Source organism: Novosphingobium sp. Sphag1I (assembly GCF_056279125.1).
This window is the reverse complement of the sequence record NZ_JBWBQS010000017.1, coordinates 14,268-28,525: the sequence shown is the minus strand read 5'-3', so window position 1 is coordinate 28,525 and position 14,258 is coordinate 14,268. Positions and strand designations below refer to the sequence as shown.

Genomic DNA, 14,258 nt, shown 5'->3' with positions numbered 1-14,258 from the left:
AGCAGCAGTAACATGAAAGCGTTTATTCTGGACCGCTATGGCAAGAAACAGCAGTTGCGACTGGGCGACATGCCCGAACCCGTGGCAGGTCCCGACGACGTGCTGGTCGAAATTGCCGCGGCAGGGCTCAACCCGATCGATTCCAAGATCCGGGACGGCGCATTCAAGCCGGTCCTGCCCTACAAGACGCCGCTCGTGCTTGGCCATGATCTGGCGGGCACCGTGATCAGCGTCGGCGCAAATGTGCGGCGCTTCAAAGTCGGCGATACCGTCTATGCCCGCCCCCGTGACGGACGGATCGGCGCCTTTGCCGAACGGATCGTCGTCAACGAGAGCGATCTGGCGCTCAAGCCGGGGAATATCTCGATGGCCGAGGCCGCATCGATCCCGCTGATCGGGCTGACTGTCTGGCAGGCGATGGTTGAGCGCGCGCCGATCAAGCCGGGACAGAAGGTGCTGATCCACGCCGGGTCGGGGGGTGTCGGCACCTTCGCCATCCAGATCGCCAAGCACCTCGGGGCCACCGTCGCTACGACGACGAGTGCCGCCAACATTCCGATGGTGAAGGCGCTCGGGGCAGATGTCGTCATCGACTATCGCAGCCGGAACTTCGAGGAAGAGCTGTCGGGCTACGACCTCGTCCTCCACACGCTCGATGCCGCGACGCTGGAACAATCGCTCAAGGTGCTGAAGCCCGGCGGCAAGCTCATCTCGATCTCCGGCGCTCCCGATCCCGCTTTCGCACGCAGCCAGGGCTTGAATGTGGTGCTTCGGCTCGTGCTGCGCCTGCTCAGCGCGGGCATCCGGCGCAAGGCGAAGCGCGCGGGCGTCGACTATTCCTTTCTCTTCATGCACGCCGATGGAGGGCAGCTTGAGCACATCGGCAGGCTGATCGAAGACGGCGTTATCCGTCCGGTGGTCGATCGCACATTCCCGTTCGAGAAGTTGAACGATGCGTTCGCCTATGTCGATACCGGTCGCGCCAAAGGGAAGGTCGTCGTCACGCTCAAGTGACGCGATCCCGACACAAGGATTACATGATGGTCACCCATATACGTAGCGCAGACTGGAAGACGACGCCCACCCACCATATCGAGGCTGCCGGTACGCGCTTCGCCTATCGCCGTCTCGGGCCTGATACCGGCGTGCCGGTGGTGCTTCTCAACCACTGGGGCGCGAACCTCGACAACTTCGATCCCTCCATCGTCGAGGGACTGGCCGCGGATCGGCCGGTCTATGCCCTCGACTATCGCGGCATCGGTGCGTCCGGCGGCGCAACACCTGTGAGCGTCGCCGAAATGGCAAGCGACACCATCGCCACGATCCGCGCGCTGGGACTGACGTCGGTCGATCTGATCGGCTTCTCGCTCGGTGGCTTCGTTGCCCAGCAGATCTTGTTCGACGCACCCGATGTTGTCCGCCGCATCATCCTCGCCGGCACGGGTCCGGCGGGCGGAACCGGAATCGAACGGGTCGGCCCGGTGTCGTGGCCGCTCATCATCAAAGGCCTGCTGACCTTCCGCGATCCCAAATTCTATCTCTTCTTCACGTCGAGCGCGGCAGGGAAGCGTGCGGCCAAGACGTTTCTCGCACGCTTGAAGGAGCGCAAGAGGGATCGCGACAAGGCTGTCTCGCTGAAAGTTTTTCTGCGCCAGTTGAAGGCCATCAAGGCTTGGGGCCAGCAGGCGCCGCAGCCGCTGGAGACCATCGCTAAGCCCGTCCTCGTGGCGAACGGCGATCATGACATCATGGTGCCGAGCGAGAACTCGTCCGACCTGGCACACCGCATCCCCGGCGCGGAGCTCGTCCTGTTCCCCGACGCCGGCCATGGCGGCATCTTCCAGTATCACGACTCCTTCCTGACGAAGGCAAAGACGTTTTTCGGCGTCTGACCGCCAGTGCCGCACCGACGAGGAAATTTGCGATAGACTATGTGGCATTCGGCCGTACGGACACCGCTCTATGCGCTGTTCGAATTCTTCGACCTGCCGACGGCATTGGTGAATGAGGAACTGGCGCGGATGCGCCGAGGCAACTTATAGATAGAGGCGCTGGCGGGTCTGGTTAACCGTCGGCTTTGTCGGCTGGGCGAGGTGCCGGACGCGGAGGAGCTTGGCGCTTACCTGAAGCAAAGGATCGCCCTGTTTCCGCAAGGGCGCGCTTGCTAGGTCCGGTCCATGCCAGAGGCTCGCCGTTTGCTGATTTGAATTAACGGCAGGCCGCTTTCGATGCGCTCGATTTTTGCCTTGAATGACCGCTAAGAGGGCGGTTCTTGCCTCTGCGGGGAGGCTGTCCAACAGGACTATCGAAGGGCATATAAAGTGACCTTACCGTAGTTTACAAAAAACTGATAAACTGCCATAAGCTCACTATGGATCCACGTCGCAATCCGTTTGCCCCTGGGGCTGGAACACCGCCCCCCGAACTTGCCGGTCGTGAAGATCTGCTTGAACGCAACGCAATTGCCCTCGATCGTATCCGCGCGGGAAGAGCTGCCCGTCCCAGTATTCTTTATGGCCTGCGCGGCGTTGGTAAAACCGTTTTGCTTTCGCGGATGCGTGATGCCGCTGAGGCGGAGGGCTTCGCTATCGTTTCTCTGGAGGCACCAGAAAATCGCTCTCTTCCGGGAGTGTTGGTGCCATCGCTGCGCGCCTCCCTGCTGCGGCTTGACCGGATCAGCCGCGCGACGGCGGGCGTCACGCGGGCACTGCGGGCATTGGCTGGTTTTGCCAAGCTCAAGGTCAAATACGAGGACCTTGAGGTCGCTCTTGATTTCGAGCCGGAACCGGGCCTTGCCGACAGCGGCGACCTCGATGCCGATCTGGCGGATCTGATGATTGCCGCGGGCGAAGCCGCGCGCGAGCGCGGCAGCGCAATCGTGCTGGTGATCGACGAATTGCAATATGTGCCCGAGGAGCAGTTGGCGGCACTGATCAGCGCGTTGCACCGTGCAAACCAGCGTCAGGTGCCCGTAACGATGCTGGCCGCGGGCCTGCCGCAATTGCTCGGCCAGATGGGCCGCGCCAAGTCTTATGCCGAACGCCTCTTCGAGTTCATCGAAGTCGGCCCGCTCGACGCGCAAGCTGCCAAATATGCGATCCGCGTGCCGATCGAACGCGAGGATGAAGCGATCGAACCGATTGCGCTGGATGCGATCGTTGAGCAGACTCAAGGGTATCCCTATTTTCTGCAGGAATGGGGCAAACACTGTTGGGACGCAGCCGAAGCCTCGCCGATCACGGCGGAACACGTTGCCGCCGCAACCATCACAGCGCTGGCCGACCTCGATGCCAGCTTTTTCCGCGTGCGGTTTGACCGGTTGACCCCGGCAGAGAAACGCTATCTGCGCTCGATGGCCACGCTGGGGCCGGGACCGCATCGCTCAGGCGATATTGCCGAGGCGCTCGGCGTGAAGGTATCGAGCGTGGCTCCGACCCGCAATAGCCTGATCACCAAAGGCATGCTCTACAGTCCGGCTCATGGCGACACGGCTTTTACGGTTCCCCTGTTCGACGCCTTCATGCGGCGGGTTATGCCGGCGGCATGATCAGTATTGCCCTCGACGAGTTTCGGCGGGTAGAAGCCAAGATCGTCCTGATCTGGGCCAACATGGCCAGGGTGGCTTCAAATTGAGGCGGTATGGCGTCATGTCTGCAGGATTTGATGATCTGAACTGCCATGTCGATGGCAAAGTTACGCTTATCTCCAAAGGCCAGAGTAAAGAGGAAATCATTCGCAGACCTTGGTGTCTGGCGAGCAGGTAGATCGGTATCCGAGTTGCACGGTCTCATGTCCATGCGTCCATGGACGGCATCGCAATGCCCCGCGCTAAAACAACAAAATTACCCTCGCGCCCGCGATAAGTGGCTGGTTGACCCATGGATTTTTATACACCAGTTTTGGGGTGGGCGATGCGCTTTGGACTTCGGGCCGCTGACAGGGAGACCTGCAGATGGTGCTTCAGAATCCATACGGAAGCGATGATGATATTTTCTCGGTAATCAAGGATCTGTCCGGCCGGCTGATCGAGCGCCGCCGCCGCCGGGACAGTGTTTCGCAGCGTCATCTCGCGCAGGCGGTGGGCCGCAGTGAGCGCTGGCTCCGAGAAATCGAGGGCGGTTCGCCTCATTCGATGATCGAGGATCATGTGCGCTGCGCTCATAGCCTGCGCATGACAACGCCTCACCTGTTCATTCCGATCCTGGCGATGGAGCACAAGATGACGATACCGCGGGAATTGCTGATGCAGGACGATCTGTGGGATCTGGAGCATGACATGCTCGAGGTCGTGGCCCGGTATAATGCTGTGGTGCTGGCACGGCAGGTCAGCCGATCCGGTCGCCCGGACAGCCTGCGATAGGTTCGCCCTGATGATGGCTCCTGAACCCGTTGCCGCAGAAAGAGCTTATCAGCTGCTCAGAAAAGACATCATGCGCGGCCGCTTTGCACCGGGCAGCACGGTGATCGAACGGGTGATGGCCAGCGAATATGGTGTGTCAGTCTCTCCCCTGCGCGATGGCGCGCAACGACTGGTGGGCGAGGGCATGCTCGAGATTGCCGGGGGCGGGGGCTATTGCGTGCCGCCGATGCCGGGAGAGGCACTGCATGACCTCTACGCATGGCATAGCCATCTCATCCGTCTTGTCGTTAAATCTGAACCGCAACGGCGCGATAGTGCGAATGAACGGGCGCCATTGGCTCGAGACGCGTCCGACGTCGACATTGCCGAAGCGGCGACCGCCCTGTTTCATTCCTTGGCGCAGGGCGCCAGCAATCAGGAATTCGCCCGCGCGCTCCATGCGGTCAATGACCGGCTTCATCCGGTTCGACTCCAGGAAGGGCGGGTGCTCACCAATCTTGCCCATGAACTGGAAGCGGTGATGTTGGCGACCGTCCATGGTTCAGGTCCGGACCGTTTCGAGGCTCTGTGGGCCTATCACCGGCGCCGTCTGCGCCGGGTGGAAAGGATCGCGGCGGCTCTCTTGATGTCGTGATTGCTCAGCAATCCCATGTGTTTGGGTTCTGTCCGGACCGGTCGGGTGGGAATTTGCTGCTCAAATGGTACCGACCACGAGATCTTATGAGATCGTCGATTTTCGCGTCCCGCTCCTATCCTGACGCCGGCTGCAATCAGGCAGTCAATCTCGATGGAGGTAATGATGGAACGGATGAACGAACAGCAGGGCGACCTGATCGATCTGGGCGAAGCGACCAGCGAAACCCGGGGCGCGCAGGGCAACGGCCTGGACCAGGTCGGCGAGCAGATTGCCGGCGGCGGTCTGAGCGACTGAACATGAAGGGCAATCCGGCGGGGTCGATCCTGCCGGATTGTTTTTATGCGGGAGATCCCATGGCCTTCGCTCTGAAACCCGGCATCCATTGCTGCCTGCGTGATAACACTCCCATCTTGCTGGACCTTACCGCCAATCGCTATTTCCAGCTGGGCGACGAGGCGAGCCAGGCCTTTCTCGCTCTTGTCCAGGGCGCGGTGCTTGCCGAGGATCAGGCTGCCTGTTTGCGGCGGCTGGAGGCGGGCGGGCTGCTGGAAGAGGTTCCGGGGGACGCAGAGGATGCCGCAGCTATCGTGACATGTCACGCCCTCCCCACCCGTCAAATCGCGGGGAAGCCTGGTATGGCCGCGTTGGCGCTGCTCTTTCTTGTTCTGCCGATGTTGCTGGTGACGCGCCTTCGGCTGCATCTGTTTCCGAAGTCTGTGCTGCAACAGGCCGGGAAGCGTCGGTTTCACCGCGCTGCACTGCGCCCTTTGGTCAGCAATGCTTCGCTTATTGCGGCCTTCGATCTTGCCGGTCTGATCCTGTCCCGTGCAGATCGCTGTCTGGAACGTTCGCTGGTCATGCGCGACCTGCTTCTACTGTCCGGACACAGTGTGGATCTGGTGCTGGGCGTGGCCACGCGCCCGTTCGGCGCCCATTGCTGGGTCCAGCAGGGCGACCGGCTGATCGGCGACAGCATCGAGCGCGTGTCCTTCTTTCAGCCGATTGCCGTGCTGTGAGACAGGAGGACTATCTTCTGCTCGTCCCTTCACAGGGTGACGGCGCCGGTCTGGCAGAAAGCCGATTGCAGCATATCGAGCGGCAAACCGGCCTGTCGCTGGTGCAGCGCTGGCCGGGGGCGGCGCTGTTTTGCCGCAGCCGGGACACCATCCTGCTGAGCGATCCGAGCGGCGCCTTTCTCGGCCGGGCATGGCAAGGGGGAGAACCGCCCTACCGCGCAGTCACCGCTGATGAAGTCGCCGGCGTTCTGCAGAGGTGCGACGGGGCCGAACTCTCCCAAAAGCTCTGGGGCGATTTTATCGCCATCCGCATCGATCACGGGCAAGCAGGCGGCCTCAGCCTGCTGCGATCCGCGATGGGGCTGCTGCCCTGCTATTATCGCCGGTCGCCATCACGCGAACTCGTGGTATGTTCTCTGGTCCGTGATGGGTTGGCGGTCACCGGTGAGCGACCGTCCATCGTCTGGGGGCAACTGGCGCATCATCTCGCCCGGCGGCAATTGCGGCTTGATGCCACCTGCATCGAGGGTTTCCAGGAACTGGCCGGTGGCTGTGAGCTGGTGCTTGAGCAGGGCAGGGCGCCAGCGGTCAGACGCCACTGGAACCCTTTGGGCTTGGCTCATCCGAAGATCTCGATCACCAGCGAGGATGAGGCGGCGTCACGCCTGCGCGATGGGATCGAGGGTGTCATAGCCGCGCAGGCTTCTCGGCACAGTCATCTGCTGCTGGGCCTTTCGGGTGGACTTGATTCCTCGATTGTGGCAGCGGGGCTGAAGGCCTGCGGGGCGCAATTTTCGGCGATCAACCTTGTTACCTCCGATCCCACTGGTGACGAGCGTGATTATGCCGCAATCGCCGCGCAGGCCACCGGCGCTGATCTCCACCTTGCTCCCGAAAGCGAGGCGCTGATCGACTGGCGGCATAGTGACGCCGCGCATCTGCCACGACCCGTTGCCGCATCCTTCACCCAGGCAGGAGATCGTCAGCACCAGCATCTCGCCCGCCGCCTTGGCGCCAGTGGTTATGTGACCGGCGGGGGCGGCGATCATATCTTCTGCTACACCCAGTCCTCTACACCGCTGCTCGATTGTCTCAGGTATCACGGTCCGGGACGGATGGCGCTGCGCACCTCTATCGATATTGCCAGAAGCGCCGACGTATCGCTGGGCAGCGTGTGGCAGGCCGCTTTGCGGCGAAGTCTGCGCTTTTCCAATAGCTATCGCTGGAAGGCTGACCTTTCCTACCTTGCCGGCGATGTCGCTCGCACCGTAACGCAGGCCCCCCGGCACGGCTGGGGCGATCCGCCGCCTGCCATTCTTCCGGGCAAGGCCATGCATGTCGCATGGCTCCAGCATGCCCAGAACCATATGGAGGGCTATGGGCGCGAGCGGGATCTGCCGATGGAATGGCCCTTGCTGGCCCAGCCGGTGGTCGAATTGTGTCTGCGCATTCCAAGCTGGATGTGGGTTTCAGGCGGGTACAATCGGGCGGTCGCGCGCCGGGCCTTTCGGGGCGCTCTGCCCGATATCCTGCTCGACCGGCGCTCCAAAGGGTCGCCGGAATCGGTGCTGATCCGAACCTATCAGGCAAGCCGGGACAATATACTCGGGACACTACGCGACGGGCATCTTGTGGGGCAAGGGCTGCTTGACGTCGCTTCTTTGCGCGCGATCCCCGAGCGGGAGGCCGGCTTTCGCTCGGTCGATTACCGGCGCATCATGGTGCTGCTCGATACTGAGATCTGGCTGCAAAGCTGGCTGGGCGGCTGAGGCAGTCTGGCTTCGCGCTTCACGTGCCATCTTGTCCCAGCGCTCAAACACGGCCGGTGTCATATCAGGCGCGCGAATACCCCTCAGCCAATAATCGAACCATGCCAGATTACGCTGGTAGATCGCGGCGCGATGGGCGGCTTGCGTCTTGAGGTGATATTCGTCGGGGAAACTGTAGAGCTCGAGCGGCCAGTGATGGTTGCGCAGGACCGTGTAGGTTTCCAGACCCAGCATATATTCGTGATCGGCCAACTGCATGAGCAGGGGGACTTTGGGCAGATCGGGATTGAAGGCGAGCGAAGTTGCTTTCCAATAGGCCTTCCCCTCATCGTCAAACGGCGGGTCATAGAGCGGAAAACCCATCTTCGCCCGTTCCTCGATCAGCGCGGGCCCGCCATAGACCATCATCTGGCTGTCGCTGCCCATCGAACTCAAGGCCGCAACAGAAAACAGGCGCGAATGCACGAGCGCGAATTGCACCGTGGCGGCCCCGTCGCTCAGGCCCGTGATGCCGATGCGGGTCGGGTCTACAATCCCGCGATCAATCACCATCTGCACGCCGGTCGTGAGCGACGAGAGAACATTTTGCCGCTCATGGGCATCGCGGACATTTTCCCGCTCGGCCTCCTTCCATGTTGCCCAGCCCCAGTCCCCGAGACGCATGTAATAGGGCGGGGGATTTTCGACGCTGAGGACCGCATAGCCGCGCGCGGCAAAGAGCTGGATCGGATATTCGTCACCCACACCGCCGCGCAGGAAACCCCGCGTGCGATATTGCACGACAATCAGCGGCAGACGCTGTCCTTGTTCGTAGGAGGGCGGCAAAACCAGATCGCCGAAACTCTCGACCCCATCGGCATTGCGCCAGTGCAGTCTCTCGACCTTCCCAAGACGGATTGCGGCAAATTCCGGATTAGGATCGAAAATCACCCTTTCCTTGCCCGTCTCCGTATCGAAAGCGACGATCCGGCGCGGCTCATTCGAAGTCTCGCGGGCGCAGAAAAGGAACCTGCCTGACATCTGGCAGCCTGCAAGCAGGTCTTCTGTACTGAAAACGGTACGGGCGCGAGCGGTGCCGGGACGCCAGCGCATCAGGCTGGTCTGACTGTTGCCCTGACCTGTGCGGCGCAGGAACAAGACATCCTTGCCCGATGCCGACCACCACAGCCCGAACAGGCTGTTCATTTCATGGCCGGTGCAGTGAGGATCGGGGCAGCGGTAGGCCTTGCCGTTACGCTGCGCCCAGAGCGAGATCGGCGCCATCCAGCGCTTCATATCGTCCTTGATCGTCCATGCGCTGGCGCCGCTGCCGCTTTGAGCGCGCAGCAGACGAAAGGCCGTGGTGTCGGCGGCGGGCAGGGGGATCAGTCTTTCCTGCTCCTGCATGCTTGCCGGACGTAACTGGCGCGAAGACAGGGGCAGGGCAAAGGAGGCATAGGCAGGATCCTCAGCGAGCGCGGGAGTGTTGGCATGGAACGGGACCATGCGGCGATCATAAAGAAAACCCGACTTCCCTTCCTCCTCCGTGGCCCGTCTCGCCGCATTGAGCGACGGGCGCGTCGCGAAGAGGACGGATGCACCATCATCTGACCATGCGACCAATTCGACATCGTCGGGCATATGCGTCACCTGCTCGGCGCCGCCGCCATCGCTGTGTGCGATCCAGAGCTGGGTGGAAGCCTTTTCCCGCCGCAGATAGGCGATCCACCTGCCATCCGGCGAATATTGCGGGCGATTGACCGAAGGGTAGCCGTAATCGCTGGCAATACCCCTGATGTTGACGAGATCAAAGATCGGTTCGCCGCCGGAATCGAGGATCAGTGGCTTGCCCTTGCCATCAAGGGCTATGCTGATCAGCGCCCGGCATTCCGAATTGTTCTGCGGATCGCCGCGCGTGAGGAAGAAGGCCATTCTGTTGCCATCGGGCGAGATCGCGCTGAAGACTTCCTGTGAGGGCCGCCAGCGCGGGCCGATGTCGCGCAGGCCTAAAAGGTCGTCAGGACGAATGTCCCGACTTCCTGCCGCTGCCGGTTGGGGCGCAGGAAGCATGTCCGTGCAGACTGGGCTGGCGAGCCCATCCGGCATGACTGCCCCATGCGCGCTGCTGATCGCCATGGCGTAGCCCAGACCGGCACAAAGGGCTCGACGGCGCGGCCTTACCATTGCCGCGACACCGTGAGCCCGACTACGCGTCCAAAGGGCGTGTAATTGGTCGAGTCATAAGGCGTTTCATAAGTGAGGCCGCTTATCGGGGTCGGCTGGGCGTTGAGCGCATTGGTGACCGACAGGGCCAGGGACAGGCCGTGCAGCAGGCCATGGCCTACCTGCGGCGTATAGGTCGCCGCCAGATCCCAGGTCATCATCGCCCCGATCCGGGCATTTCTGGCCGAGCGGATGTCATTGAGCCCGCCGGTGTAATTGAGCGAGGTCGAAAGCGTCAGATCGGGCTGGGCCCAGATCAGCCCGCCATTGGCGCGGACATGGGGCGGGTTGAACAAGGTTCCCGCCAGCGAGGTGGTCGGCTGCAGATCGCTCAGCTTCTGCGTGCTTTGGAGATAGCTGCCGCGCAGATTGAAAGTCAGCGAACGATGACGATCGAGGCCCAATTTGTAACGCGCCGAGACATCCACGCCGTAGATCTTCTGGCTTGAGGCATTGGTGCTGTTGTCGTTGACGATGGCGACCACATCGGCCGGATTATAGGTCCGGCCCAGCGCATTGGAGAAAGCCCCGGCATTGGCCAGCACGGCAGCCTTGTTCGCATCGGACGGGTTGAGTTCAACCAGATCGGCATAGATCGGATTGCTCAGCGATTGGGCGAGATAGGTGATCGGGGCGACGATGCGGTCGCGGTAGAAGACCCGGAAGAAGCTGACCTCGAGTTGCGCCCCCTCGAGCGCGCGCGGGTGCAGCGCGGCTGTGGCGCTCCAGGTTTCCGCGCGTTCGGGCTTAAGATTGGGGTTGCCGCCGGTGAGCAGCAGGACGGCAGCCGTGGCGGGATAGCCGGTGCCCCCGGCATTGGCGGCAGGCCATGCGGTGACGCCCAGACTGTTATATTGCTGGAACAGCGTCGGCGCCTTGAAGGAACGGCCCCAACTGCCCTTGATGTCGATATCGGGCGTGGGGGCATAGATCAGCCCCAGCTTGGGCGTGACCACTTTGCCCACGCCGGGGTAATTGTCATAACGCAGCGCGGCGGAAAGGTTGAGACGGTCAATACCCGTTACGCCCATCTCCGGTGAGACCAGCGGCAGGCTCAACTCACCATAGGCATAGTAATCCTTCTGCGAGACGGCGATATTCTGCGCGGTGCCGAGCGTGCGATAGGCATGAAAGAAATTGGTGCGCAGGCCCCCGCCCAGCGCAACCCGCGCCTCGCCGGCAGGCAGGCGCAGCAGCGCGCCATCGGCGGAAAGCTCGACCGAATTGGCTTCGTTGCAATAGCAGCCATAGTTCTGGGAGGTTTTGACGCCTCCTGAATAGCTGATCCCCCGGTAATGCGACTGATCGAGGCCATACGTGCCGCTCAGCGCGAATTTCCAAGCGCCAAGCCGGTATTTAAGCGAGGGCGCCACCGTGAAGCTGTCGCTGTCATTGGCAAAGTCGCCGCCGCTCGCCAGCACATTGCCCGCACTGGTCAGGGCATAGGCCATGTAACTCCAGCGCTTGCTGTAGAGCGCGTCAGCGGAAACTTCGAGATTGGGAGCCAGCGACGTATGCCCGCTTAGAACCACGCTGTGATGCTTGAGGCTGGGATAAAGTGTCAGGCCGGGCGAGCGGGTCGCGGCATAGGAGCGGTCCGAAGCCCTGATGGCTTCGCTCTCGCCATATTCATAACCCATGATGAAGCCGCCTGTGGACCACTTGCTGCCGGTGACCAGATTATATTGCTGCTGGACCCCGCCGCCATCGGTCGGAACGCCGACATGGGCCGAGGTGATCAGGCCCTTCATATCGCGCTTGAGGACGACATTGGCGACGCCTGCCACCGCATCGGAGCCATAAAGCGCCGAGGCGCCATCGGCGACGATCTCGATGCGCTCGATCATGCCGATGGGAAGCGAGGAAATGTCGATACTCTGGAGCGAGGCATTGTAGGACAGGCGCTGGCCGTTGAGTAAAGTCAGCGTAGCATCGCCTCCCAGCCCGCGCAGATTGAGGCCGGTGCTCGCCCCGATATAGGAGCCGCTGCCCTGCGGCACGTTGCGGCCGATGCCGGGGTTCTGGCCGCCGCTGAAATTCTGCGGAATGTCGCGGATCGCCTCGCCCATCGAGGTCTTGTTCTGGGCGAGGAGTTCGGTTTGCGAGAGCGTGATGACAGGCGAGGTAGGCGGGGCGCCGCGAATGCGCGAGCCGGTGACGACGATGCCGTCATCGCTGCGCGAGGTATCATCCTTGCGGCCCTTGCGGATGAAGATGCTGCCATTGCGGATGTCGGCTTCAAGCCCGCTATGAGCGAGGATAGCGCGCACGGCTTCTTCGGCCGAATAGCTGCCGTCCAGCGCCGGGGCGGTGAACTGGCGAACATCGCCCGGCTGGAACAGGATCTCGGTATCGGTGGCCTGACCGATGGCGAGCAGCGAGGTTGCCAGATCCTGCTTTGGCAGATGCAGCGGCCGTTTGCCGTCGTTGCCGCATTGCGCGGGTTGGCTGACAACAATCGCCAAAGCCGACGCCGCGATGAGAATGTGTGAACGCTTCAAATACCTCATGAAAGCCCCCTTCGCAGCGCGATAGACGCGGTGCTTGAAAGGCATGGATGCTCACGAGGTGCAGTTTATGAGAGGAGGCGCAAAAAAATGCGCCTATCAGTTTTTACTTCTGCTCCAACACAAAGGCATCGGGCCTCTCGCTTATCGAGAGATCAAGCAGGGAGGCGATTTTGCTCGCGATCAGCCTTGTGTCCTGAAGCCGGTATGTGCCAGAAACACGGCGCTTTCCTGTTGCGGGATCCCCCAGCATGATCGGTCGTTGCGCATAGCGATTGGTCTCGGTTATCAGATCGGCGAGCGCCACATCGTTGAAAGCCCGCACGCCCTCGATCCATCGCGCGTCACCAAAAGGAGCAGCTTGCCGTATCGGATGATGCGCCGGACTTGTTGAGACAAGCTGGCCTTTGGCAAGGGAGGTCACGGCAGGCGCCGAAGGGCCGGTCGGAGCGCCATCGGTTTGCGTTTGTACATCAAGGGTGCCTTGCAGCGAGAAGACCGTGACTTGCCGGTTTGCCGAAAGGGCAACGTCGAAGATCGTATCTTTGGCCCGGATCAGCGTCGTATCGGCGCGCACCACGAAGGGGCGGGTTTCGGTCGCCGCGCGAAAACGGGCGCGGCCCGCCATCAGGCGCAGACTGCGTTCGCCTTGCGTGTAGGACGCGAGCACGAGGCTGTTGGTATCGAGCGTGAGCTTCGAGCCATCCTTGAGGGTAAAACTGCGGATTTCTCCGATGCCGGTGGCATAACGCACCTCAAAGGTGAGGGCGCTGGCCTGCGTCTCGCCGGGAAAGGGCAAGCCCGGATATTGCCTGCTCAGCCCGTACCACCCGGCACTCAGGAGTGCGGTTCCTGCGGCGCAGGACAGCATGGTTTTGACAAGCCCTGCCCGGCGATGCTGAGTTGCAAGGCGGGCCTCGCTGATCGCCTCATCCTTAAGCGCTTTGCCCAGATTGAAGGTCTCGGTAACGCTGTTGTAGGCATGGCGATGCAGGGCGCCGCGCGCCAGCCAGCGATTGAAGGCCTCGCGGCGCGCCTCACCATCGGGTCCGCGCAAAATGGCGAACCACTGCGCCGCTTCCTCGCGGAGCTGATTGCGCGGCACCGGTGCCGGGTCGATGTTTTCGCTCATTCCTGCCCCAGAGCGGCGTCAATATGCGCCAGAGCGCGCGCCATGTGATATTGGACCGTCGGAATGCTGATCCCGAGCCGTTGCCCGATCTCTCTATAGGCAAGCTCATCGACCCGGTGAAGCAGAAAGACTTCCTTTGTCTTGGTGGGCAATTCGTTGAGCGCTTGCCGGTAGGCTCTGGCCATGTCGTCATATTCCAGCCTGTGACTTTGCTGCGGGGCGATAGCGGTTTCCGGCCCCTCCAGGACCTGCCCATCGAGAAAAGGCGGCCTGTGCCTCAGGCGCCTGCCACGCTCGAACAACAGATTGCGGGCGATGCGGCGAAGGTAGCGATGAGGTTGCAGGATCGGCTGGGCGGACATGATCCGCACCAGTCGGGCAAAGGCTTCGTGGACATAATCGGCAGCCTCGTCATGGCCGCGCAGTTTGCGCCCGAAATAGCGGGTGAGATTGCCCGCCTCGGCGCGGTACATCGTTTCGATCACCCCCGGCGCATCAGCCCCTGCAACCTGCTGGGCCGTGGTCAGAGTTTCCGAAGCGGCTTTGGTATCGCGCCTCGTTCCGCGCTCTGTTGGCGGCATCGCCATGAAAACACATCCTAGCCATGCGGCAGTAACCGCCCGCCGCCTGAGGCA

Annotated in this window: 11 protein-coding genes and 1 pseudogene; 8 read left to right on the top strand and 4 right to left on the bottom strand. The window is 61.9% G+C overall.

Annotated elements, in window-relative coordinates; genetic code table 11:
- Positions 1-12: 12 nt before the first annotated feature.
- The 8 genes from ACZ9HU_RS17820 to ACZ9HU_RS17785 all read left to right on the top strand — a co-directional run bounded on the left by ACZ9HU_RS17820 (position 13) and on the right by ACZ9HU_RS17785 (position 7,782).
- Positions 13-1,014 carry an NADP-dependent oxidoreductase gene (locus ACZ9HU_RS17820; RefSeq protein WP_476106940.1) on the top strand — a complete coding sequence of 334 codons (1,002 nt, stop codon included), beginning with the start codon at positions 13-15 and terminating at the stop codon, positions 1,012-1,014.
- 23 nt (positions 1,015-1,037) lie between these two features.
- On the top strand, positions 1,038-1,892 hold the full coding sequence (locus ACZ9HU_RS17815) for an alpha/beta fold hydrolase (protein WP_476106938.1): 855 nt from the start codon (positions 1,038-1,040) through the stop codon (positions 1,890-1,892).
- A gap of 479 nt (positions 1,893-2,371) precedes the next feature.
- Entirely contained in the window at positions 2,372-3,547 is a 1,176-nt protein-coding gene (locus ACZ9HU_RS17810) for an AAA family ATPase (RefSeq protein WP_476106937.1), read from the top strand.
- Positions 3,548-3,952: 405 nt separating this feature from the next.
- A complete protein-coding gene (locus ACZ9HU_RS17805; protein ID WP_476106935.1) occupies positions 3,953-4,360 on the top strand; it encodes a helix-turn-helix domain-containing protein in 408 nt (135 codons plus the stop codon).
- 10 nt (positions 4,361-4,370) lie between these two features.
- The gene (locus ACZ9HU_RS17800) at positions 4,371-4,994 is read left to right on the top strand and encodes a GntR family transcriptional regulator (RefSeq protein WP_476106933.1); all 624 of its coding nucleotides are present in this window, start codon (positions 4,371-4,373) and stop codon (positions 4,992-4,994) included.
- A 162-nt stretch (positions 4,995-5,156) separates the two neighbouring features.
- Positions 5,157-5,291 (top strand): hypothetical protein, encoded by a 135-nt coding sequence (locus ACZ9HU_RS17795; protein ID WP_476106931.1) that lies wholly within the window; start codon positions 5,157-5,159, stop codon positions 5,289-5,291.
- Positions 5,292-5,350: 59 nt separating this feature from the next.
- The gene (locus ACZ9HU_RS17790; RefSeq protein ID WP_476106930.1) at positions 5,351-6,013 is read left to right on the top strand and encodes a lasso peptide biosynthesis B2 protein; all 663 of its coding nucleotides are present in this window, start codon (positions 5,351-5,353) and stop codon (positions 6,011-6,013) included.
- Entirely contained in the window at positions 6,010-7,782 is a 1,773-nt protein-coding gene (locus tag ACZ9HU_RS17785) for an asparagine synthase-related protein (RefSeq protein WP_476106929.1), read from the top strand. The genes ACZ9HU_RS17790 and ACZ9HU_RS17785 overlap by 4 nt, the downstream gene beginning before the upstream one ends.
- Positions 7,783-7,875: 93 nt before the next feature.
- On the opposite strand, the pseudogene ACZ9HU_RS17780 reads toward ACZ9HU_RS17785, so the two are convergent.
- From ACZ9HU_RS17780 to ACZ9HU_RS17765, 4 genes and pseudogenes are all read right to left on the bottom strand, one after another.
- Positions 7,876-9,831: pseudogene (locus ACZ9HU_RS17780) on the bottom strand (Atxe2 family lasso peptide isopeptidase); the annotation flags it as partial.
- Positions 9,832-9,938: 107 nt separating this feature from the next.
- Entirely contained in the window at positions 9,939-12,494 is a 2,556-nt protein-coding gene (locus tag ACZ9HU_RS17775; protein WP_476106928.1) for a TonB-dependent receptor domain-containing protein, read from the bottom strand.
- A gap of 103 nt (positions 12,495-12,597) precedes the next feature.
- Positions 12,598-13,623, bottom strand: coding sequence for a FecR family protein (locus ACZ9HU_RS17770; RefSeq protein WP_476106927.1), 1,026 nt, complete (start codon positions 13,621-13,623; stop codon positions 12,598-12,600).
- Positions 13,620-14,210 (bottom strand): RNA polymerase sigma factor, encoded by a 591-nt coding sequence (locus tag ACZ9HU_RS17765; protein WP_476106926.1) that lies wholly within the window; start codon positions 14,208-14,210, stop codon positions 13,620-13,622. The genes ACZ9HU_RS17770 and ACZ9HU_RS17765 overlap by 4 nt, the downstream gene beginning before the upstream one ends.
- Positions 14,211-14,258: the final 48 nt, after the last annotated feature.